The sequence below is a fragment of the Komagataeibacter xylinus genome (assembly GCF_004302915.1).
Classification (GTDB): domain Bacteria; phylum Pseudomonadota; class Alphaproteobacteria; order Acetobacterales; family Acetobacteraceae; genus Komagataeibacter; species Komagataeibacter xylinus_C.
The window spans coordinates 157,737-178,823 of sequence record NZ_QQBI01000001.1 but is presented as its reverse complement, the minus strand read 5'-3'; the positions used below and the strand labels follow the sequence as shown (position 1 = coordinate 178,823).

The 21,087-nt window shown below is 65.4% G+C and carries 26 protein-coding genes and 1 tRNA gene; 16 read left to right on the top strand and 11 right to left on the bottom strand.

Features of this window, described 5'->3' with window-relative positions; translation table 11 throughout:
• The first annotated feature begins 49 nt into the window (after positions 1–49).
• The 4 genes from fabZ to gloA all read left to right on the top strand — a co-directional run bounded on the left by fabZ (position 50) and on the right by gloA (position 2,759).
• Positions 50–535, top strand: a complete 486-nt coding sequence (fabZ, locus tag DV027_RS00815; protein WP_078528062.1) for a 3-hydroxyacyl-ACP dehydratase FabZ — start codon at positions 50–52, stop codon at positions 533–535.
• A gap of 103 nt (positions 536–638) precedes the next feature.
• Positions 639–1,490, top strand: a complete 852-nt coding sequence (lpxA, locus tag DV027_RS00810) for an acyl-ACP--UDP-N-acetylglucosamine O-acyltransferase (RefSeq protein WP_130730238.1) — start codon at positions 639–641, stop codon at positions 1,488–1,490.
• On the top strand, positions 1,480–2,349 hold the full coding sequence (locus DV027_RS00805; protein ID WP_130730082.1) for an LpxI family protein: 870 nt from the start codon (positions 1,480–1,482) through the stop codon (positions 2,347–2,349). Before lpxA ends, DV027_RS00805 begins: the two co-directional genes overlap by 11 nt.
• A gap of 14 nt (positions 2,350–2,363) precedes the next feature.
• Positions 2,364–2,759 carry a lactoylglutathione lyase gene (gene gloA, locus DV027_RS00800; protein ID WP_130730081.1) on the top strand — a complete coding sequence of 132 codons (396 nt, stop codon included), beginning with the start codon at positions 2,364–2,366 and terminating at the stop codon, positions 2,757–2,759.
• A gap of 6 nt (positions 2,760–2,765) precedes the next feature.
• On the opposite strand, the gene DV027_RS00795 is transcribed toward gloA, so the two are convergent.
• Positions 2,766–2,993 (bottom strand): hypothetical protein, encoded by a 228-nt coding sequence (locus DV027_RS00795; protein WP_130730080.1) that lies wholly within the window; start codon positions 2,991–2,993, stop codon positions 2,766–2,768.
• A 152-nt stretch (positions 2,994–3,145) separates the two neighbouring features.
• Between DV027_RS00795 and rpmH the strand changes: the two genes are divergently transcribed.
• The 9 genes from rpmH to DV027_RS00750 all read left to right on the top strand — a co-directional run bounded on the left by rpmH (position 3,146) and on the right by DV027_RS00750 (position 10,247).
• On the top strand, positions 3,146–3,280 hold the full coding sequence (rpmH, locus tag DV027_RS00790) for a 50S ribosomal protein L34 (protein WP_078526639.1): 135 nt from the start codon (positions 3,146–3,148) through the stop codon (positions 3,278–3,280).
• 75 nt (positions 3,281–3,355) lie between these two features.
• Positions 3,356–3,706 carry a ribonuclease P protein component gene (gene rnpA / locus DV027_RS00785; protein ID WP_130730237.1) on the top strand — a complete coding sequence of 117 codons (351 nt, stop codon included), beginning with the start codon at positions 3,356–3,358 and terminating at the stop codon, positions 3,704–3,706.
• Positions 3,703–3,987: a membrane protein insertion efficiency factor YidD gene (gene yidD / locus DV027_RS00780; protein ID WP_110566655.1), complete on the top strand. Its 285-nt coding sequence runs from the start codon at positions 3,703–3,705 to the stop codon at positions 3,985–3,987. Before rnpA ends, yidD begins: the two co-directional genes overlap by 4 nt.
• Positions 3,987–5,753, top strand: coding sequence for a membrane protein insertase YidC (yidC, locus tag DV027_RS00775; protein ID WP_130730079.1), 1,767 nt, complete (start codon positions 3,987–3,989; stop codon positions 5,751–5,753). The genes yidD and yidC overlap by 1 nt, the downstream gene beginning before the upstream one ends.
• A 14-nt stretch (positions 5,754–5,767) precedes the next feature.
• A complete protein-coding gene (yihA, locus tag DV027_RS00770) occupies positions 5,768–6,433 on the top strand; it encodes a ribosome biogenesis GTP-binding protein YihA/YsxC (protein WP_130730236.1) in 666 nt (221 codons plus the stop codon).
• A gap of 75 nt (positions 6,434–6,508) precedes the next feature.
• The gene (argB, locus tag DV027_RS00765) at positions 6,509–7,414 is read left to right on the top strand and encodes an acetylglutamate kinase (protein WP_130730078.1); all 906 of its coding nucleotides are present in this window, start codon (positions 6,509–6,511) and stop codon (positions 7,412–7,414) included.
• A gap of 139 nt (positions 7,415–7,553) precedes the next feature.
• Positions 7,554–8,402: a 2,3,4,5-tetrahydropyridine-2,6-dicarboxylate N-succinyltransferase gene (dapD, locus tag DV027_RS00760; RefSeq protein ID WP_130730077.1), complete on the top strand. Its 849-nt coding sequence runs from the start codon at positions 7,554–7,556 to the stop codon at positions 8,400–8,402.
• 37 nt (positions 8,403–8,439) lie between these two features.
• Positions 8,440–9,594 carry a succinyl-diaminopimelate desuccinylase gene (gene dapE / locus DV027_RS00755; RefSeq protein WP_130730235.1) on the top strand — a complete coding sequence of 385 codons (1,155 nt, stop codon included), beginning with the start codon at positions 8,440–8,442 and terminating at the stop codon, positions 9,592–9,594.
• Positions 9,594–10,247, top strand: coding sequence for a hypothetical protein (locus tag DV027_RS00750; RefSeq protein WP_207303386.1), 654 nt, complete (start codon positions 9,594–9,596; stop codon positions 10,245–10,247). Before dapE ends, DV027_RS00750 begins: the two co-directional genes overlap by 1 nt.
• A 143-nt stretch (positions 10,248–10,390) precedes the next feature.
• Here DV027_RS00750 and truA read toward each other — a convergent pair whose 3' ends face one another.
• The 3 genes from truA to def form a co-directional block, all read right to left on the bottom strand.
• Complete coding sequence (gene truA, locus DV027_RS00745) at positions 10,391–11,233, bottom strand: tRNA pseudouridine(38-40) synthase TruA (protein WP_130730076.1); 843 nt, start codon at positions 11,231–11,233, stop codon at positions 10,391–10,393.
• A 7-nt stretch (positions 11,234–11,240) separates the two neighbouring features.
• Entirely contained in the window at positions 11,241–12,164 is a 924-nt protein-coding gene (gene fmt, locus DV027_RS00740) for a methionyl-tRNA formyltransferase (RefSeq protein ID WP_130730075.1), read from the bottom strand.
• 84 nt (positions 12,165–12,248) lie between these two features.
• Positions 12,249–12,791, bottom strand: a complete 543-nt coding sequence (gene def, locus DV027_RS00735) for a peptide deformylase (RefSeq protein ID WP_130730074.1) — start codon at positions 12,789–12,791, stop codon at positions 12,249–12,251.
• A 214-nt stretch (positions 12,792–13,005) separates the two neighbouring features.
• On the opposite strand from def, the gene DV027_RS00730 reads away from it, so the two are divergent.
• Complete coding sequence (locus DV027_RS00730; protein ID WP_130730233.1) at positions 13,006–13,488, top strand: Hsp20 family protein; 483 nt, start codon at positions 13,006–13,008, stop codon at positions 13,486–13,488.
• Between the two features lie 79 nt (positions 13,489–13,567).
• A complete protein-coding gene (locus DV027_RS00725; RefSeq protein WP_130730073.1) occupies positions 13,568–13,831 on the top strand; it encodes a DUF1150 family protein in 264 nt (87 codons plus the stop codon).
• A 101-nt stretch (positions 13,832–13,932) separates the two neighbouring features.
• Here DV027_RS00725 and hpf read toward each other — a convergent pair whose 3' ends face one another.
• The 7 genes from hpf to DV027_RS00690 all read right to left on the bottom strand — a co-directional run bounded on the left by hpf (position 13,933) and on the right by DV027_RS00690 (position 19,872).
• Positions 13,933–14,553, bottom strand: coding sequence for a ribosome hibernation-promoting factor, HPF/YfiA family (hpf, locus tag DV027_RS00720; RefSeq protein ID WP_130730072.1), 621 nt, complete (start codon positions 14,551–14,553; stop codon positions 13,933–13,935).
• A gap of 378 nt (positions 14,554–14,931) precedes the next feature.
• Entirely contained in the window at positions 14,932–15,714 is a 783-nt protein-coding gene (gene lptB, locus DV027_RS00715; protein ID WP_373320372.1) for an LPS export ABC transporter ATP-binding protein, read from the bottom strand.
• Positions 15,711–17,069 (bottom strand): hypothetical protein, encoded by a 1,359-nt coding sequence (locus tag DV027_RS00710; RefSeq protein ID WP_130730071.1) that lies wholly within the window; start codon positions 17,067–17,069, stop codon positions 15,711–15,713. The genes lptB and DV027_RS00710 overlap by 4 nt, the downstream gene beginning before the upstream one ends.
• Positions 17,069–17,806, bottom strand: a complete 738-nt coding sequence (gene lptC, locus DV027_RS00705) for an LPS export ABC transporter periplasmic protein LptC (protein WP_130730070.1) — start codon at positions 17,804–17,806, stop codon at positions 17,069–17,071. The genes DV027_RS00710 and lptC overlap by 1 nt, the downstream gene beginning before the upstream one ends.
• Positions 17,803–18,843, bottom strand: coding sequence for a KpsF/GutQ family sugar-phosphate isomerase (locus DV027_RS00700; RefSeq protein ID WP_130730069.1), 1,041 nt, complete (start codon positions 18,841–18,843; stop codon positions 17,803–17,805). The genes lptC and DV027_RS00700 overlap by 4 nt, the downstream gene beginning before the upstream one ends.
• A 52-nt stretch (positions 18,844–18,895) precedes the next feature.
• Positions 18,896–19,543, bottom strand: coding sequence for a ribonuclease D (locus tag DV027_RS00695; protein WP_130730068.1), 648 nt, complete (start codon positions 19,541–19,543; stop codon positions 18,896–18,898).
• Positions 19,544–19,785: 242 nt separating this feature from the next.
• Positions 19,786–19,872, bottom strand: a tRNA-Leu gene (locus tag DV027_RS00690).
• A 234-nt stretch (positions 19,873–20,106) separates the two neighbouring features.
• On the opposite strand from DV027_RS00690, the gene DV027_RS00685 reads away from it, so the two are divergent.
• Positions 20,107–21,000, top strand: a complete 894-nt coding sequence (locus DV027_RS00685) for a complex I NDUFA9 subunit family protein (RefSeq protein ID WP_130730232.1) — start codon at positions 20,107–20,109, stop codon at positions 20,998–21,000.
• Positions 21,001–21,087: the final 87 nt, after the last annotated feature.

Below are 21,087 nucleotides of genomic sequence, written 5' to 3'. Positions count from 1 at the left end.
CGTCTGGTGGCAGGTTTTCCCTTCCTTACCGAACAAGTGGTTGGACGACGTGGATAAAGAAGTAGAGGCACTGCCAGCGGACGCCAAGCCCGCGACCCTGGAATCGATTGACATCATGCGGATCATGGAAGCGATTCCCCATCGCTATCCGTTCCTGCTGATTGACCGCATGGTCGATATCGTGCTCGGGCAGTCGGCGGTTGGCATCAAGAATGTCACGGTCAACGAGCCGCATTTCCAGGGGCATTTTCCTGCCCGCCCCGTCATGCCGGGCGTGCTCATCATCGAGGCGATGGCCCAGACGGCGGCGACCCTCGTGGTGCTGACGCTCGGCCAGGCCTTCGAGGGCAAGCTGGTCTATTTCATGACCATCGACGGCGCGAAGTTCCGCCGCCCCGTGGGGCCGGGCGACCAGCTGCACATTCATGTGGAGAAGGAACGCAGCCGCGCCAATGTCTGGAAGTTCAAGGGCGTTGCGCGCGTTGATGGCGTGTCCGTTGCCGAGGCGACGTTCAGCGCCATGATCATGGGGTAATCCCGCAGGGAACGGGTCGCAGCGCGGCCCAAGGTTTGTGAAGCCACAGTTACTTGCGGGGATGGAGGCTATTCTGGCAGGAAGTTCATCTAACGGTACCCAACTGGATGAACGGCGTGACAAAGCGCCTGAAATCCATCCGTCATCCATTGTTTCCAGCCGGGCGCGCATTGGCAGCGGGGTCCGGATCGGGCCGTGGTGCACGGTCGGGCCTGATGTCGAGATCGGCGATAATGCCGAACTGATCTCGCATGTGGTGGTTGATGGCCATACCACGCTGGGCGCGGGGGTCGTGTGCTATCCGTTCACCACCGTGGGCATGGCGCCGCAGGACCTGAAATACAGGGGCGAGCCGACCGCGTGCGTGGTGGGGCCCCGCACCATCATCCGTGAAAACGTGACCATTCACCGCGGCACGGCCACTGGCACGGGCGTCACCCGCATCGGGCCGGACTGCCTGATCATGGCCAACTCGCATGTGGCGCATGACTGCACGCTCGGGCGTGGGGTGATCATCGTCAATAACGTGGTCATGGGCGGCCATGTCACGATTGGCGATGATGCCCGCATCATGGGGGCGGCAGCGCTGCACCAGTTCGTGCGCATCGGCCACGCGGCCCTTGTGGGCGGCGTGTGTGGCGTGGAAGCCGACGTGATCCCGTATGGCAGCGTGCTGGGCAACCGGGCGCGGCTGGTGGGGCTGCACTGGATCTGGCTGCGGCGCAACGGCGTGCAGCCCGATGAGATCCGGCGCATGCGCCAGGCCTTCCGCGGCCTGTACCCCAAGGCGGCGCATGCCACCGGCACCGTGTTCCAGACCCGGCTCGAGCAGGTGCGCAAGACCTATGGTGATGATGCGCGCGTGGTTGAAATTCTCGATTTTATCGCAGCTCCCAGCCATCGCGGGCTTGTACGCGTGCAGAGCGGCGACATGATCGAGAGCGATGGCGCCTGAGCGGGAAGCCGCTCGGCCTGCGGGGCGGTGTGTCGGCATCCTTGCCGGTGGCGGCCCGTTGCCCGGCCAGGTGGCCCGTGCGGTAACGCAGGCCGGGGGGCAGGTTTTTATTGTGGGCTTTCAGGGGTTTGCCGAGCCGGATGTGATCGGCCCCTGGCCCCACCGCATGATCCGCCTTGCCGCGGCAGGTGAAATCCTGTCCGCCCTGCATGAACATGGCTGCCGCGACCTGGTGCTGATTGGCCCGGTGCGGCGGCCCTCCCTTGTTAACCTACGGCCTGATGCCACGGGTGCGCGCATTCTCGCGCGCATCGGCAAGGCCCTTTTCGCGGGTGATGACGGCCTGCTGGGCGCCATCGTGCGCGTGCTGGGCGAGGAAGGTTTCACCATTCGCGGCGCGCATGAATATCTTGCCGGTTCCGTGGCCCGTCAGGGCGCGATGGGGTGTCATGCACCTGATAAAGCCGCCCTGGCCGATATGGAACTTGGCCGCCGGGTGGTGCGCCAGCTGGGCGCGCTTGATATCGGGCAGGGCTGTGTAGTGCAGGGCGGGCTGGTGCTGGCGGTTGAGGCGCTGGAAGGCACCGACCGCATGCTCGAGCGCGTGGGCGCGTTGCGGCAACCCGACCGGCCGGGCGGCGTTCTGGTCAAAATGGCCAAGCCCGACCAGGAGCGCCGCGCCGATCTGCCCACCATCGGGCCACGCACGGTAGCGGGGGCTGCGGCAGCGGGACTGCGCGGCATTGCCATCGAGGCCGGGGCCACGCTGATGACCGATCCCGCTGCGTGCATTGCCATGGCGGATGAGGCCGGACTGTTCCTCGCCGGATTTGCGGGCGGGGACGCAAGAACAACCTGAAGGGACAGACACCAGTGGGAACCTACCTCCATACCATGGTGCGCGTGCGCGACCTCGAGGCAAGCCTTGCCTTCTACCACCTGCTGGGCATGCAGGAGCTGCGGCGCAGGGTGGTGCCTGAAGGCAAATACACTCTTGTATTCATTGGCTATGGCGACAATGCCGCAGGCCAGGCCGAAATCGAGCTGACCTATAACTGGGGCGTTGATGACGGCTATGACGTGGGCACCGGCTTTGGTCATTTCGCGCTGGGCGTGCCGGATGTGAAGGCGTTGGTGGAGAAGGTGCGCGCCGGTGGCGGCAAGGTCACGCGCGAGCCAGGGCCGGTCAAATTCGGCACGACCTTCATCGCCTTTGTGGAAGACCCGGATGGCTACAAGATCGAACTGATCGAAAAGCCCCACGCCTGATTACCGTCAGGGCTGGCGCGCGGGCAAAAGGCGGCGCATGGCGCTGAGTTCCTTCGTGGTGGCCTCGAGGGCTGCAATAATGTCGCGCGCGGCGGCCCGGGTGCGCTCATCCTTGCTCAGGGCCAGCGAATCCGCCCGCAGCATGGCAGGCGAGAGGTGGCCACGAATGTCGTGGATATGCCGCCTGAGCGCTTCGGTCATGGAAGTGGCGGAGTCGGGGGAGGGGCTGGACATGGAAATCATCCGGTTCGGGCTCAAAGGGCGGGCAGCATTGACGTTGCCCGAAAGCGGCAGTATAAGGCGCCGCTCGGGTCGTGCGCATGGTGCGGGGCCTGATGGAATTTATTCCGTAACCTGTCTGTCATTGTCAATCTGGGAGTGCCGTTGTGAAGCGCACGTATCAACCCTCGAAGCTGGTCCGCAAGCGTCGCCACGGCTTCCGTTCGCGTATGGAAACCGTTGGTGGCCGCAAGATTGTTGCAAACCGTCGCAGCAAGGGCCGCAAGCGTCTTTCTGCCTGAGGCAGGTGACGTCTTTACGTTACGGGCCTTCAGGGGCCCGCAACGATGAATGTCTCTACAAAGGGGCGGCTTGAAGTGGCCGATCAGTCCACGCGTCTTAAAAAACGCGCCGAGTTCCTGCGGGTCGCGGCCAGGGGGCGCAAGGCTCCCATGCCGGGGCTGGTGCTGCAGGCGCTTGAACGCGGTGATGCGGATGCCGCCCGCTTTGGTTTTACCGTTACCAAAAAAGTAGGTAATTCCGTCGTGCGGAACCGCGTGCGGCGGCGCCTGCGCGAGGTGGTGCGGATTCTGGGTCGCGAGCAGGCGCTTGAGGGCGTCGATATCGTGGTCATAGGCCGTTCTGGCACGCGGGGGCGGCGGTTCGAGTCGCTTCTGGCCGATTACCGCAAGGCCCTGAGCAAGGCCGGGGTGAAGGAAGGATCGTGAGCACGTCTTCCATCAGCCTGCCTGCCCATGTGCTGCGCGCGATGATTCGCGCCTATCAACTGGTGATCCGTCCCATCTGGGGCGCGCATTGCCGTTTCTCCCCTTCATGCAGTCATTATGCGCGTGACGCGATTGCCCTTCATGGGGCAGGGCGTGGCAGCGTGCTGGCCGGGTGGCGCATCCTGCGCTGCAACCCGTGGAACGCGGGCGGTCACGACCCTGTTCCGGGCACGGCCTGCGGCTGTGGCATGCAAAACAGTAAAAGTCTGGCGGGTCGCTGATGGATATCAAGCGTTTTATGGTGGCAACGGCACTGTCTGCCGTAGTGCTGGTCGGTTTCGAGTATTTCCTGCCACAGCAGAACCATAAGACAGTCGAGCAGCAGGCTCCCGCGCCAGCACCGGCGCCCGCTCCTGCCGCAGCCGATGCTGCTGCCACCCCTGCAGCTGACCAGGCGGCAAAGCCCGACGCGCCCGACCCGCGGGTCACGATTGACGCTGGTCGGGTGGCTGGCTCGCTTGACCTGCGTGGCGCGCGGCTCGATGACCTCGTGCTCAAGAATTACCATGAAACCGTCAAGGACGGCAGCCCGCTGGTGCGCGTGCTCGCGCCGCGTGGCGGCGAGCAGCCCAACCTTGTCGAAGTCGGCTGGACCAACATCAGCGGCGGTCAGGTGCGCGTGCCCGACGCCAATACGGTCTGGACCGCCGACCACGACAGGCTGACCGAGGCCCAGCCCGTGACCCTGAGCTGGGATAACGGCCAGGGTCAGGTGTTCCAGATCGCCATCGCCATTGACCCCAACTACATGTTCACGGTCACGCAGAAGGTGGTCAATCACGGGAGCGATGGGGTGTCACTCTATCCGTTCTCTCGCGTGGAGCGTGGCTATACCCCGGTCGAGACGGGCGGCTACCTGGTGCATGAGGGGCCGATCTCGGTCATTGACCACCGGCTTGATGAAAGCTCCTACAAGTCGCTGCGCAAGGGAGCCGTGCCGCCGGGCAACATCGCGTGGTCCAAGTCCGGCCAGGGTGGTTGGGCCGGCATTACCGACAAATACTGGCTGTCTGCCGTGATTCCGCAGCAGGATAGCGATGTCGCGGCCAATTACGCCTTCCTCTCGCAGGGCGGGGACAAGGGCATCTATGATGTCGGCTTTACCGCGCGCGCGCCGCTGGTTGTGGCGGCAGGCGGCGAGGCCAGCACCGAGAGCCATGTCTTTGCCGGCGCGAAGGAAGTGCCGCTGCTGGAGAAATACGAATCCAGCCAGCATATCCCCGATTTCTGGAAAGCGGTTGATTTCGGCTGGTTTGCGTTCCTCACGCGCCCCATTTTCACGGTGCTGGACTGGCTGAACACCATGCTGGGCAATTTTGGCCTCGCGCTGATGGCGTTCACCCTGCTGGTCAAGGCGCTGTTCTTCCCGCTGGCTACCAAGCAGTTCCATTCCATGGGCAAGATGCGCCAGCTCCAGCCCAAGATCAAAGCCCTGCGCGAGCGCTATAAAGACGACCAGATGGCGCTCAACCAGCAGATGATCGGGCTGTACAAGCAGGAAGGCGTGAACCCCGCCAGCGGCTGCCTGCCCATGCTGTTGCAGATCCCCGTGTTCTGGTGCCTGTACAAGGACCTGTACGTGACCATCGAGATGCGTCACGCGCCGTTCTTTGGCTGGATCCATGACCTCTCGGCCTTTGACCCGACAAACCTGTTCACCCTGTTCGGGCTGATCCCGTGGGATCCCTCGGTCATCTCGCCCATGCTCCAGCTTGGCCTGTGGCCGATGGCGTTCGGGCTGACCATGTTCATCCAGCAGAAGCTGAACCCGGCCCCTTCGGTTGATCCGGCGCAGCAGAAGATGTTCCAGTTCATGCCGATCATCTTCACCTTCTTCATGGCGCGCCAGCCCGCTGGCCTCGTGATCTATTATTGCTGGAACAACCTGCTGACCATGCTGCAGCAGACCGTGATCCAGCGCCGCATGAACACCAAGGCCGCCGCAGCAGCGACCGGCCAGGCCAAGCTGCCGGCCGGGAAGAAATGACCGCAGGGACCAACATGGTGGATTTCTCGACCCCAGCCCCCACGCCAGAGGAAATGGAACGCGACCGTGAGACCGGTCGCGTGCTGTTTGCCGGTGAATTCAACTTCGTGTTTGGCGCGCAGAAGCTTGGGCAGCTGCCCGACCCGATCCTGCCCGAGATCGCGTTTGCCGGCCGCTCCAACGTGGGCAAGTCCAGCCTCATCAACGCGCTGACCGGGCGCAGGGCGCTGGCGCGCGCCTCGTCCGAGCCGGGGCGGACCAAGCAGCTCAACTTCTTTGAACTTGCCGACCGCCTCACGCTCGTTGACATGCCGGGCTACGGCTTTGCCAAGGCGGCGAAGGCGGTGAAGGAAGACTGGCAGGGCATGATGTTCTCCTACCTGCGTGGCAGGCCCACGCTGCGCCGCGTGGTGCTGCTGCTTGACAGCCGGGTGGAACTCAAGGCCAGCGACGAAGAGATCATGAAGATGCTGGACCGCGCGGCCGTGACCTTTCAGGTCGTGCTGACCAAGTGCGATGTGCCAAAGCCGCCCGCGCTCGCAGCCAAGCTGCGCGAAGTGGGTGAGATCGTGCGCGCGCATGCCGCCGCCTTCCCCGATGTGCTGGCCACGAGCAGCACGACTGGAACCGGGATCGAGGAACTGCGGGCCGAACTCGCCCGCCTGGCCAACCCGGTCTAGGCCGCATGCGGGCCCGCCCCCGTGATGTGGCGGGGCAATGGATATGAAGCAGTCAGGAGCGAAGGGACCGTTCGGATGACAGGAACAGGATCGGCTGATCAGGACGCACAGGCACGCGCCGAGGTTCTGGCCAGGGCGCTGCCTTATCTGCGGCGCTATGCGGGTGATACGGTCGTGGTGAAATATGGCGGCAGCGCGATGGTTGACACCACGCTGTCCACCGCGTTCGGCCACGATATCGCCCTGCTAAAGCAGGTGGGCGTCAACCCTGTGGTGGTGCATGGCGGTGGCCCGCAGATCAGCGCCATGCTCAAGCGTCTGCAGATCGAATCCTCCTTCATCGATGGCCTGCGCGTGACCGATGCCGCCATGATCGACGTGATCGAGATGGTGCTTGGCGGCAAGGTGAACAAGCAGGTGGCGGGCCTCATCAACCGCGCTGGCGCGCTGGCGGTCGGCATTTCGGGGCTGGATGGCGGGCTGATCACCGCGCGCAGGCTCATCCGTCGCGCGCGGGAAAACGGCGTTGAAACCGATCGCCTGCTCGACCTTGGCTTTGTGGGCGAGCCCGAGCGCATCGACCCGCGCGTGATCTATGCGCTGTCAGGCTCGGGGCTGATTCCGGTCATTGCGCCGATTGGCAGCAGTGCGAATGGCGAGACCTACAACATCAATGCCGATACCGCTGCCGGCGCCATCGCGGGCGCGGTCAATGCCAGCCGCCTGCTGATGCTGACCGACGTGCCGGGCGTGCTTGATGGTAATGGCAAACTGATCCCCGAACTCACGGCCGAGGACGCCCGCAAGGGCATTGCCAGCGGCATGATCTCGGGCGGGATGATCCCCAAGGTGGAAACCTGCCTCGAGGCCGTCCGCGCCGGCGCCAAGGCCGCCGTCATTCTCGATGGCCGGGTGCAGCATGCCTGCCTGCTCGAGCTCTTTACCGAAGCCGGGCCCGGAACCCTCATTCGCAGCGCATGATGCGCAGTGCCACGCGGGCTGGCGGGCAGGGGAGTGCGTTGACATTCCCCCTGATCCTCCGCATGGTCCGCGGGCAGATTAATACAGGTTTGCGGCCATGACAGGCCGGGAAAACCAGCCCAGACAGGATTTTGCCGATATGACCGATACATCCCTCCAGAGCCAGATCGAGGCCCTGTGGGAGCGTCGCGAGACGCTGTCCACCGCCACGACCGGCGCCGACCGTGATGCCGTTGAAGCCGCCCTTCTGGCGCTGGATTCGGGCAAGCTGCGCGTGGCCACGCCGGGCGCTGGCGGCTGGGTGGTGAATGAATGGCTCAAGAAGGCGGTGCTGCTGTCCTTCCGCCTCAATGATAACCGCCTTGTTGAGGGCGGCGGCGCGGGCGCGCCGAGCTATGACAAGGTGCCGCTGAAGTTTGCTGGCTGGGATCAGGCCGCCTTCGCTGCCGCCGGTTTCCGTGCGGTTCCCGGCTCGATCGTGCGCCGCTCGGCCTTTATCGCGCCGGGCGTGGTGCTCATGCCCAGCTTCGTCAATGCCGGTGCGTATGTTGATAGCGGCACCATGGTCGATACGTGGGTGACGATCGGCAGCTGCGCGCAGATTGGCAAGAACTGCCACATCAGCGGCGGCGTGGGCATTGGCGGCGTGCTCGAGCCGCTGCAGGCGGCGCCCGTCATCATCGAGGATGGCTGCTTCATCGGCGCGCGTTCGGAAGTGGCCGAGGGTGTCGTGGTCGAGCGCGGCAGCGTGCTGTCCATGGGCGTGTTCCTTGGTGCGTCCACCAAGATCGTGGATCGCGCCACGGGCGAGGTCTTCATGGGGCGTGTCCCGGCTTACTCGGTGGTGGTGCCCGGCACCCTGCCGCCGCGCCAGGCCACCTCGACCGATGGCAAGCCGCTGCCGTCGCTGGATTGCGCCGTGATCGTCAAGCGCGTGGACGAGCGCACCCGCTCCAAGACCTCGATCAACGAGCTGCTGCGCGGCTGATCGGCAACGGAGGCACAACCTGATGGCGGATGATGGAATGGCTGGTCCGGAACAGGACCCCGGTGGCGTTGTGGCGCTGGCGCGCGCACTGATCCGCTGCCCTTCCGTCACGCCTGATGATGGCTGTGCCCTCAACGCGCTGGCCGCCGTGCTCGAGGGCATCGGCTTCAGCGTGACCCTGCTGCCCTTTGGCGAGGGGGCCGCCCGCACGCCCAACCTGTTCGCCCGCCTTGGCACGGGGCACCCGCATCTGTGCTTTGCGGGCCATACGGATGTGGTGCCGGTGGGTGACGCCACCTGGGCGCATGACCCGTTTGGCGGCGAAATACACGACGGCATCCTGTTCGGCCGTGGCGCATGCGACATGAAGGGGGGCATAGCCGCCTTCGTCGCCGCCGTGCGCCTGTACCTGCAAAAGACGCCAAGGCCCCAGGGCACGATCAGCCTGCTGATTACCGGCGATGAGGAAGGCCCTGCCACCAACGGCACCGTGCGCGTGCTGGAATGGATGCAGGCCAACGGGCAGATCCCCGATTTCTGCGTGGTGGGCGAGCCCACCAATCCGGGCGGGATGGGCGAGGTCATCAAGATCGGGCGGCGTGGCAGCCTGAACGCCTGCATTACCGTGCATGGCGCGCAGGGGCATGTGGCCTACCCGCACCGGGCGGATAACCCCATTCACCGGCTGCTCCCCCTGCTTGGCGAACTGACGGCGGCCCCGCTTGACGCGGGCAGCGAGTGGTTCGAGCCTTCAAGCCTGCAGGTCACCAGCCTTGACGTGGGCAATACGGCAACCAATGTCATACCGGCACGCGCGCAGGCGCGGCTCAACATCCGCTTCAACGACCTGCATACCGGCGCGGACCTTGCAGGCTGGATCCGCACGGTGGTGGCCCGGCACGCGCCCAGGGCGGATGTGGCGGTTGCCATCAGCGGGGAATCCTTCCTGACCATGCCCGATGCCCCGGTCGAGGCCCTGCGCCGGGCCGTGCGCGCGGTAACGGGCCATGTGCCGAAGCTGGATACCGGGGGCGGCACGTCTGATGCTCGTTTCATCAGCCGCTACTGCCCGGTGGCCGAATTCGGCCTTGTCGGGGCCAGCATGCACAAGGTGGATGAGCATGTGGCACTGGCCGACCTGAAGCAGCTGACGGCGATCTATTCTGGTTTTCTTGAAAAGGTAATGGGCTAATGTCCGATCGCGGCCCCTCTCAGACCCCGAACGCATCAGGGTTTGGCGGTATTCTCAAAGGCATGATGCTGCTGGGACGGGGTCGCGCGGAAGGAATCGCCTATTTTGGCAATACGCGCGATTCCGTGCTCGCGGCCCTCGCCCCCCGGCTGGCGATGTGGCTGGTGCTCGGCGGCCTGACGCTGGGTGCTGCCCCGCAGGCCATCAGTGGTGTCAAGGTGCTGTTCGCGCTGTGCCTGATCCTGCTGCCTGCGGTTGTGACCAACGCGCTGGCCCGCCACTGGAAGCGTGAAGGGCTGTGGATGCGCTATATCACCGCGACATGGTGGACGGACTGGGTCACCCTGTTTGTCGGCCTCGTGGTGGCGCTGCTCATGGCGCTGGCCTCGCCCAAGCTGCTGCAATCAGCGACGGGGGCGGGCATTCTCAACGGCGTTGAGTTTGGCTACAGCCTGTGGCTGACCTGGTACGTCGCCCGCGTGGGGCTGCTGCTGCGGCGCGGGCAGGCGGTATTGCTGGTGGTGGCCATTCTGGGCAGCCTCGGGCTGCTGGTTGCCGCGACGGGGCTGCTTTCTCCCCACCAGCGGGCATGGCATGATTTTCTCTACCCGCTCATGGTCCAGCAGGCGCAGCCGCATCAAGGTAATGTCTGAAAAGTCAGGCCCGGTAATATCCTGGAAAATATAAAAACTTTGGGTGCCGCCTTTTTTCAAAAAGGCGGTGTTCTTTGAAGCTTTCTTATGATTGCCGGCTGTTTCCTGAGCTAACTTTTCAGACAGTCTCCTGAAACCGGGCTTTACCGGCTGAAGGGATTGTCCTCATAGCTCACCGCCGTCAGGCACAGCCCGTCTGGCGGGGCGGTGGGGCCTGCGGCGCGGCGGTCGCGGGCGGCAAGGGCCTCGGCCACCCGTTCCGGCTCCCAGCGGCCTTCCCCCACCATCTTCAGGGTGCCGACCATGTTGCGTACCTGATGGTGCAGGAAGGAACGGGCCGCGGTTTCAACCACCACGTATTCACCCTCGCGGCGTACATCGAGCCGCTCGAGCGAGCGCACGGGGCTGCGCGCCTGGCAGGCCGAGGCACGGAAGGACGTGAAATCATGCCGCCCGAGCAGGCAGCGCCCGGCGCGCTGCATGATGTCCACATCCAGCGGGGCCTTGATGTGCCAGACCCGCCCCTCATCAAGCGCAGGGCGTGATGAACGGTTGAGGATACGGTAGCGATAGGCGCGCGCGCAGGCGGAAAAGCGGGCATTCCAGTGCGGCAGCACCGGGCGCGCCATGAGCACCACAACGGGGTGGGGCTTCATGTAGAAATTCAGCCCGTCGCGCACCGTCGCACTCGACAGCGTGACATCGGCGGGAAAATCAAGATGCGCGACCTGTCCCGCAGCATGCACGCCCGCATCGGTGCGGCCTGCCGTGATGCTGCGCACCGTGCGGCCGCCGGTCAGGTTGCGCGCGGCGCCTTCCAGCAGTCCCTGCACGGATACGAGATCCTCCGCCGACTGGCGCTGCCAGCCCACAAGGCCCCGCCCGTCATATTCGAGCAGCACGGCCCAGCGGCAGACGGAAGGCGGGGCAATGTCATCAGGGCGGATGGTGGGAATGGCGGGGAGCGGGGGCGTGGTCTCGGTCATTGGTGGGTCACGCCCCGCCCAGCCGCGTGCCAGCGGCCACGGCCTGCCCGCGCAGGAAGTCGGCGGCCTCCATCATGCCCCGGCCGGGGCGTTGCAGGCGCGTAATGCGCAGGGCCGTGCCCCCGCCGCACGCCACGCGCAGCCCGTCATCCACCACCGTGCCGGGTGTTGCCTGCGCGTTGCCCTGCGCCACGCCTGCGGCCCCGATCTTGATCACCTGCCCGTCCAGCGTGGTGAACGTGCCCGGCCAGGGGGTCAGCGCGCGCACCTGCCGGTCGATTTCAGCGGCGGGACGGGTCCAGTCAATGCGGCCGTCCTCGCGGCTCAGGCGCTGCACATAGGTCACGCCGGTTTCAGGCTGGGGGGTGCCGGGGTGGGGTGGCTGCGCCAGCACGTCCACGATCAGGCGGCCGCCCATGGCGGCAAGGTCATCATGGAGCGTGGTGGCCGTGGTGTGGTCGGTCAGCGCCACATGGTCGCGCAGCAGCATGGCCCCGGTGTCCAGCCCGGCATCCATCTGCATGATGGTCACGCCGCTTTCGCTGTCGCCGGCCAGGATGGCGGCCTGTATGGGTGCTGCCCCGCGCCAGCGCGGCAGCAGGCTGGCATGGATGTTCAGGCAGCCGCGCGCGGGCGCATCGAGCATCTCGACAGGCAGGATCAGCCCGTAGGCCGCGACCACGGCGGCATCGAGCTTCAGGTCGCGGAAATGGGCATGTTCTTCCGCATTGCGCCGCAGCGAGAGCGGGGTACGCACGGGAATGCCCAGTTCATCAGCGGCAAGATGCACCGGCGAGGGGCGCAGCTTTTTGCCACGGCCCGCAGGCCGGGGGGGCTGGCTATAGACGGTAACGATGTCATGCCCGGCCTGATGCAGGGCGCGCAGGGCGGGCACTGCAAAATCGGGCGTGCCCATGAAGGCCAGTCGCATGTGGTGTGGGTCCGTTCTGTCTGGGCCGGAACCCTTGGCGTGACAGGTCGGGTTCCGGCGGCGGCGGTGATCCGCGCTGCGCACTCAGTGCTTGAGGCGCTGTTCCTTGGCCAGGCGGCGCATGATCATGTTGCGCTTGAGGGTGGAGAGATGATCGACGAACAGGATGCCCTCAAGGTGGTCGATCTCGTGCTGCAGGCAGGTGGCCAGCAGGCCGTTGGCCTCGAGTTCGTGCTTCTTGCCCTTCATGTCCTGGTAGCGCACGCGCACGGCCTCGGGGCGGATGACCTCGGCATACTGGTTGGGCAGCGACAGGCAGCCTTCCTCGCGCACGGCCATGTCCTCGGTCTCGGCAATCACCTCGGGGTTGATCAGCACGAGCGGGTTGCGGGCCTCCCCCTTGTCGGACACGTCCACAATGGCAAAGCGCATGCCAAGCCCCACCTGGGGTGCGGCCAGCCCGATGCCGGGGGCTGCGTACATGGCGGCGAACATGCGGGGGATGGTGGTGCGCAGGTCGCCCATGTCCTCGGGGCGGACAAGGCGGGTTTTCTGGCGCAGGACCGCCTGGGGCGCGACCAGGATCGGCATGGGGGTCGCCTGAGCGATGACATCATGATCAATCATAGATCGCCATTTAGCGTTTCCGCCCGCGTGATGCCAGTGGTGATGCACTCAAAATGCACCGGCGCGGTACGGTCTGCTCCCTTGTGCATTTCTATTATTCTCCCATATCGTAGGGGAACGGAGGGCGGATGCCGTTTCGGGTCCGCTTTTTCCGTTTCCTGTCTCGCTCACAGCAGAGGAGGCCGATTTGTCGGGAAGAGTTTTCGGGTCGCCCATGTTCCTTGGGTTCGACCATCTGGAGCAGATGCTTGAACGGGCATCAAAGAATGCATCGGACGGGTATCCGCCCTACAACATAGAGCAGGTAAGCCCCACCACGCTGCGCATTACGCTCGCGGTGGCGGGGTTCGTGATGGAAGACCTGCACATAACGCAGGAAGACAACCAGCTTGTCATCCGTGGCCGCCAGAGCGACGACGGGCAAGGGCGTATTTTCCTGCACCGTGGCATTGCGGCGCGGCAGTTCCAGAAGGCGTTCGTGCTGGCCGAGGGAATCGAGGTTGGCGGCGCGTGGATGGATAACGGGCTGCTGCATATCGAACTCGCCCGCCCGCAGCCGGAAGTACGTGTGCGCAAGATCGAGATCGCCCGCGCCCCGCGGGTCAGCCCGCCCGCCTCGCATGATCGTGTTGCGCCGGTGGTTGATGTGCCCGCCGGGCGCAAGCAACGTGTTGTCAGGGTGATTGACGAGGACTGACCCGCGCAATCAGGGGTTCCCCGTTGCGATGCGGAGACGAAGGGTGATGGAGACCCTTCATGATGCAGGAGATGACGCCATGAGAGTTACGACACGCAATGGCCGGGTGCTGCTGCAAGGCGAACCGGCACAGCCCACAACCAGCCCCCACATGATCAGCACGGGCGAACTGCGCGGGCTGGGCATGGAAGCGGTGGCCTATATCCGCGCAGTGCAGGTTGAGGGCGAGGATGCCTTCGCCATCCATGCCGCTGATGGCACACCCCTTGCGGTCGCCGAGGACCGCGATGATGCGGTCAATGCCATCATCCAGCACGACATGATGCTGGTGCCGCTGCACTAGCACCTGGTGCATGCCCCCTAAACAGATGGCCCTGCTCCCCTCTTTGGGGGCAGGGCCATTTTGCGTTGGGGGGCAGGCCCGCAGGGCCTGCCAAGGGGGGGTCAGTTGGGGCGCAGCGAGGGGTCGAGCCAGCCGATATTGCCGTCAGGGCGGCGATAGAGCACGTTGATCGTCTCGGTCTTGCTGTTGCGGAAGAGCTGGATCTGGCTGTCGGCCAAGTCAAGCCGCATTACCGCCTCGCTCACGCTCAGGGTCGGGATCTCGGTCGGGTGCTCGGCAATGATGGTGGCGTAGGGGCCGGTTGCGGGCAGCGCGCTGTCCTCGTCCTCGCTCGTTACGTCGTCTTCCGAGGGGGAAAGGGCGGGCATGCCGGGCCGCAGGATATAGCCGCGCCCGACTTCGGGCACCTGCTGGCGGGCTTTCTGGTGGCCATGCTTGGTGGCCTTGCGGTGGTAGCGGCGCAGGCGGCTTGCAATATGCTCGGCGGCATCATCAAAGGCCGAATGGGCATCGGCGGCCTCGCCTTCGCCGCGCAGGGTCAGCCCGCGCGTGGCATGGAGGTTGATGTCGCATGTAAAGAACGAACGCGCGCGGCTGAAGGTGACGCGGGCTTCCATGGCCTGTCCGAAATATTTTTCCGATATGCGGTCCAGATGGGCGCTTACCCTGTGTTTCAGGGCATCGGACAGGGCGATCTGCTTTCCGGCGACACTGATATGCATAAGGGGCAACTCCTTACATGGTCGTAACGCGGTGGCTTACGGGCAGAAGGAAGACGTGCTCTGAGCGAATGGCTATGAATTTAAGGGGACGATCCTTCCCGTAAGGCCTGCGTGCGTGTGGCTGCTGCGTCGTGTCCGTGGGGCACATGACAGCGAACGGATGTATTTGGGCATGGTTGCCCCCTCGCTGTCCATGCTTTCCTTGCATGTGGGAGCAGTGCTTTTTTTTGCGCCTGCCCCTTGCGTAAAGCGTAACGGATACAGGGGTGGCCTGACGGGCGGATGAGAGCCGTTCTGGGTGAGGCTTTTTTCAAAAAGCTTCGGTCAAAACACCGCCTTTTGAAAACAGGCGGCGCCCGGAAACTTTCATCAATGTGTTTAAAGGGTGAATTTCTCGCCCAGATAGACGCGGCGCACGTCTTCGTTGGCCACGATTTCCTCCGGCCGCCCCTCGGTCAGCACCTGCCCGCTATGCATGATGTAGGCGCGGTCGATCACTTCCAGCGTCTCGCGCACGTTGTGGTCGGTAATCAGCACGCCAATGCCACGGTCCTTGAGATGGGCCACGAGGTCGCGGATCTCGCCCACCGCGATGGGGTCGATGCCGGCCAGCGGCTCATCAAGCAGGATGTAGTGCGGCTGGCTGGCCAGCGCGCGGGCGATTTCAAGCCGCCGCCGCTCCCCGCCCGAAAGCGCGAGCGAGGAGGAATGCCGCAGCCTTGTGATGCCGAACTCGCCCAGCAGCCCGTCAAGCATGGTCTGGCGGCGGTCGGGGTCGGGTTCCACGATCTCGAGGGCGGCCATGATGTTCTGCTCGACATTGAGCCCGCGGAAGATGCTCGACTCCTGCGGCAGGTAGCCAATGCCCATGCGCGCGCGGCGGTACATCGGCAGTTGCGTGATGTCCGCGCCATCGAGCGTGATGGTGCCCATGTCGGGCCGCACCAGCCCCACGATCATGTAGAAGCTGGTGGTCTTGCCCGCGCCGTTGGGGCCGAGCAGGGCCACGGCCTCGCCACGCTGCACCTGCAGCGACACGTCACGCACCACCTGCCGCTTCTTGTAGCTCTTGCCAATGCCGCTGGCGATCAGCCCGGCCGAGGGCGCGGGAATGGGCAGTTCCGTGGGGTCGGGGCTGTCGGTCGGGGGGGTCATGTTCATTTGCCTTGTGCCTTGCCACCTTTGCCTGCCTGGTTGGGAATGACCAGGCCACTCACGCGCGAGCCGGGGTTGTCGGTCAGGGTCGAGATATCGGTATGCAGGTTCACGATGGCCGACGTGCCGCTGACCTGATTTTCCCCACGGGTGATATGCACGTTGCCCACCAGTCGGGCAATGCCCGTATCCGGCACGTACACGCCGCGATCCCCGGTTATGGTCTCGGTGCGGGTGCGGATGATGATGTGGCCGAACGCATCGACATGGTCCATCGTGCCCGCGCCGGGCGAGGGCTTGTCATCCGCCGCCGCGTCCTCCGGCGTGGTGGCGTCGTCGGGCAGCGGGTTCTTGCCGTTGGGGTGGGTCTGGCGCCATTCCTTGCGCTTGTTGCTGCGCTCGGGCTTGGGCTTGTCGTAGCCCACCAGCACGTCGGCACGGATCTGGCGGCCATCATTTGTGGTCATGGTGGCGTTGCCGCGCGCGACCGACATGTGCTCGTGCGAATGATATTCCAGCACGTCGCGCGCGGTCAGGATATCCTGCGGCGCGGTCATCTTCAGGTGTTCGCCGGTCATGACCAGGATGGCCTGATCGACGTCATACACGGCATGGTCGCCCCAGGCCTGGTCATTGAGGTTGAAGGCATGCACGTGGCCAATCGCCTCGAGGCGGTAGACCTCGCTCGACCCGCCGGATGAACCGCCATCGCCCGCCGTGCCGCCGCCGGTGCCATCGCCCTGCCCATTGCCCTGGGCCGTGCCCGCGGGGCCGTTGGCCGGGCCATTGCCGGGTGCGCCGATGGGGTCGGGCCGGTCAGGAATGGGCAGGTCCTGCGGCAGCACGTCGGATGGGGTGGCGAGGTTCGTATCCACGTCCGGGTCGCTGGCGGCGGCCGTGGCGTCGGGCGTACTGGCAGGCGCTGGCGTGCTGGTGGCGCCAGCGGGGGCGGGCGTGTCATCCACGATATGGGGCCTGCGCGTCTCGGGCGGGGGGGCGACGCCAAGATGGGCGGCCAGCGGCGCGTCGGGGCCGGGCGGCTTGCCCGCGGTCTGCGCGCCTGGTGTCGCGGCCGTATTCGCGCCGGGCGTGGCCTGTCCCGGCGCGGGGGTGGTGGCGGCCTTCTTGCGGTAGAAGGCGATGAGCTTGTCGGCGCGCACGGTCACGTCGCCACGGATGGCCTGGGCGCGGTCATAGGCGGTGACGGTCTGCGCGTTCTGGTCCCAGTCGAAGCCGCCTGCTGCGGTGACATTGATCTGCTGGCCATGCGACATGTCGAGCCCCTGCGCCATGGCGGGGATGGCTGCCACCAGCCCGAGCAGGACGCCGCCAAGCGGCAGGTGAGGGAAGAGGCGCGCCATCAGTTCGATCTTTCCGCTGCATTGAGGATCATGCGGCCCGGACCGCGAAACAGCATGATGCCACCGCGTGTATCCACCATGCCGCCGCGCGCGTCGAGCACGCCCACCGGGCCTTCGGCATGGACCCAGCTGTCGGTTACGATGATGTTGTGGCGCATGTCGACATCGGCAGTGGGGCTGAGCATGAGGGTTCCGTCATTGCGATAGAGGGTGACGTCACGCGTCAGGTCCAGCAGCTGGGTGTGCTGCATATACACGCCGTCGCGCGCGGTCACATACAGCCAGTTGCCGTTATCGGTCAGGGTGTCGGCGGCGGGGTTGCTCAGGTCGATGCGCTCGGGGTCGACCTGGCGGGCCTCGTCGGCGGTGATCATGTAGGGGCGGCCATGTTCGTCCAGCCCGCGATAGGTGGGGTTGAGCATGCTGCCGCTTTTAACGCGCACGCGGCTCATCTGCGCCATGGTGCCGGTATGCATGATCACGGCGCGCTCGACGGCGGGCCATGCGGCGATCGAGCCCAGCAGCACGAGGGCAAGCAGCGGCAGCATCCACTTGGCCGAGCGCATGATGGCCTGCCGGCGGGCCTGGTCGGCCGCATTGGGCAGCAGGCGCGTGCGCGCGCCCTGGTCGAATATGCTGCGCTGGCGCTCGATATCGGCGGCGCTGCGGGCATAATCCTCGCGCTGGATGGTGTTGGGATCGGTGTTGTCGTCCCTGTCCTCGGGGCGGTCGGTCATGCAATGCCCGCGCGCAGCAGGTCGTGAAGGTGAAGGATGCCCACCGCATGCCCCCCTTCATCAAGGGCGAAAATGCTCGAGATCGGGCGCGGGCGGTCGTTCATGACCCGCAGCGCCTCGGCGGCCAGCAGGTCGGGGCTGATGGTCTGCGGCGTGGGGTTCATGATGTCGGCGGCAAGGGTGTGGTCGAGGTCACGGCCCAGGGCCAGGCGCAGGTCGTGGTCGGTAATCAGGCCGAGCAGGCGGCCATGTGCGTCCACCACGCCCATGCAGCCAAAGGCCTTGCGGGTCATCTCCACGATCACGCGGCGCAGTTCCATGTCAGGCGGGCCAAGGGGCATGCTCTCACCTGTATGCATCAGTTCGCACACCCGGCGCAGCCTCGTGCCCAGCCGCCCGCCGGGGTGGAAGATGCCAAAGTCACTGGCGCTGAAGCCCCGGCGCTGGAGCAGCACGATGGCCAGCGCATCGCCCAGCGCAAGCTGCATGGTGGAGCTGGTGGTTGGCGCGAGGCCAATGGGGCAGGCCTCGGGCGCATGGGGCAGCAGCAGCACGATATCGGCCGCCTGCGCCAGCGTTGAGCCCGCGCGCGCGGTCATGGCGATGAGCAGCAGCCCGAAGCGGCGGGCATGCGAGATGATGTCGGCCATTTCCGCCGTCTCGCCGGAATTGGATATGGCCAGCACCGCATCGCCCTTCTGCAGCATGCCCAGGTCGCCGTGCGAGGCCTCGGCCGGATGCACGAAAATGGCGGGCGTGCCGGTCGAGGCAAGGGTGGCCTGGATCTTGCGCCCGATATGGCCCGACTTGCCCATGCCGGTCACCACCACGCGCCGGTTGCCCGACCAGATGCCCTCGACCGCCGCGATGAAGGCCGCCCCCAGCCCGCCATCGCCCTCTTCCATTGCAGCGATCATGGCCTGCAGCCCGGCGGATTCGGCGCGCAGCACGGCACGGGCCTCGCCCAGCATGCGCGCGTGCTGGGCCGTGTCATCGCCCGTGGTGGCGGAGGGAGGGGAAGGGGGGCTGCTATTCATGCACGATCTGTATCGGTCTGAATGGGTTCCCGGTCAAACCGGGCATGGGCCATCAGGCGGCCCGATGCGCGAAAATGTCAGGATCCTCGTAACCCAGTATATCAAGCCGCGCGCGCGTGGGCAGAAAATCGTAGCAGGCCTGCGCCAGTTCACGCCGCCCCTCGCGGTGCAGCAGGGCTTCGAGCTTTGCCCACAGGGCATGCAGGTACAGCACGTCGGATGCGGCATAGGCAAGTTGCTCGGGCCTGAGTACGTCCGCCCCCCAGTCCGATGACTGCTGCTGCTTGCTCAGTTCCACGCCCAGCAGTTCGCGGCACAGATGGGCCAGGCCGTGGCGGTCGGTATAGGTGCGCACCAGTTTTGATGCGATCTTGGTGCAGATGGCGGGGGCGACCGTAATGCCCAGCGTGTATTGCAGGATGGCCACGTCAAAACGGGCGAAATGCATGAGCTTGGGCAGGGTGGGGTCGGCCAGCACGCGCACGAGGTTGGGGCAGTCGGCGGCCTTTGCGCCTTTGGGCATCTGCACCAGGTGGGCGTGGCCATCGCCGCCGGAAAGCTGCACGAGGCACAGCCGGTCACGGTGCGGGTTCAGGCCCATCGTTTCCGTATCCACCGCAACACTGCCACTGAAGGTGACATGCGCGGGCAGGTCGCCACGGTAGAAGTGAATGGCGTCGGGTGATGGGCTTGTGGCCATATGTGAAATGCTCCGTCACGCAATTGAATTCACGGTGGCAGGTCTGCAACGCAACCGCAAGCGGGGGCAATCCGTTGTGTCGTAACGCCTGCCTGTGCCCTGGGCGGCCAGCACCGTGAGTGATGTGTTCGGGGCGGTTTACACCAATTCCGGCTGCGGAACAGGCAAAAAGATAACGGGACAGGCCCGTGACGGGCTGTCCTGATCGCCCCCGGAGGGGAATGCTATTCAGTTTTGAGAGATGGTGCCCAGAAGAAGACTCGAACTTCCACGACCTTGCGGCCACAGGTACCTGAAACCTGCGCGTCTACCAATTCCGCCATCTGGGCTCAGAGGCTCCCCAGCGGAGGCCGCCGGGGTGGTGTGAGCGCTGTTTAGTCCGGCCTGCGGGGGCGGTCAACAGGGGAAATGCATTTTTTTGAAACCAGGCGCATTTTTTTCGTTCCGTGGTCCGGCGCAGGCTGCCCGGCATGGCGGCGCAAACGAAATGGCTGGGAAGCCGTTTGCAAAAGATGCGAGAACAGGAGCCGGAAAACGATATGGATCACGGGCAGGAGCAGGTCATGGCGCGCAAGGTGGCAACGGTATTTGGCGGGAGCGGATTCGTGGGCCGTTCCGTGGTGGGGCGGCTGGCGCGGGTCGGCTACGTGGTGCGCGTGGCAGGCCGCACGGCGGCGCATGCCACGACCCTGCGCATGCTGGGTGACGTGGGGCAGGTGGTGCCCGTTGTCGCTTCCATCACCGATGAGGCCGCCTGCGTTGCCGCCATCGAGGGCAGCACGCTGGTCATCAACCTCGTGGGCATCCTTTCCCCCCACGGGGCGGCAACCTTCGAGGCGATCCATGTGGCGGGTGCGGCGAGGGTGGCGCGCATCAGTGCCGCCGCGGGCGTTGTGCGGCTGATCCATGTCTCGGCCATTGGCGCGGATGTGAGCAGCCCCTCGGCCTATGCCCGCAGCAAGGGCGAGGGTGAGGCCGCCGTCAGCCGCCACATGCCGCAGGCGATCATTGTCCGGCCCTCGCTCATTTTTGGCGCGGAGGGGGCCATTCCCGCCATGTTCGCCCGCATGGCGCGTTTCATGCCGGTGGTGCCGGTGTTTGGCCCGGCCACCCGCTTCCAGCCCGTGTGGGTGGGGGATGTGGCCGAGGGCATGCTGCGCATCGCCACCAGCGAGGGCATGGAGGGGGCGATCTTCGAGTTTGGTGGCCCCGTGGTCATGACCATGCGCCAGCTCGTGGCCTGGGCTGCGCGGTGGGGTGGGCATCCGCGCCCGCTCATCGAGGTGCCGCGCTGGCTCGCCACCCTTCAGGCCGGCGTGCTCGAGCACCTGCCGGGCAAGCTGCTCACGCGCGATCAGGTCAGGCTGCTTTATGTCGATAACGTCGTGGCCCCCGGCGCCCGCACGCTCGAGATGCTGGGCATAACACCCTCGCCCATGGATCTGGTGCTGGACTGATTTCCGCGCGGAGGGGAGAATTTCGCGTATTTCTGGTCTTTTCCTGCATTAAGGTCAGTACTGCTGTCTTTTCTTTGGGCAAGGCGT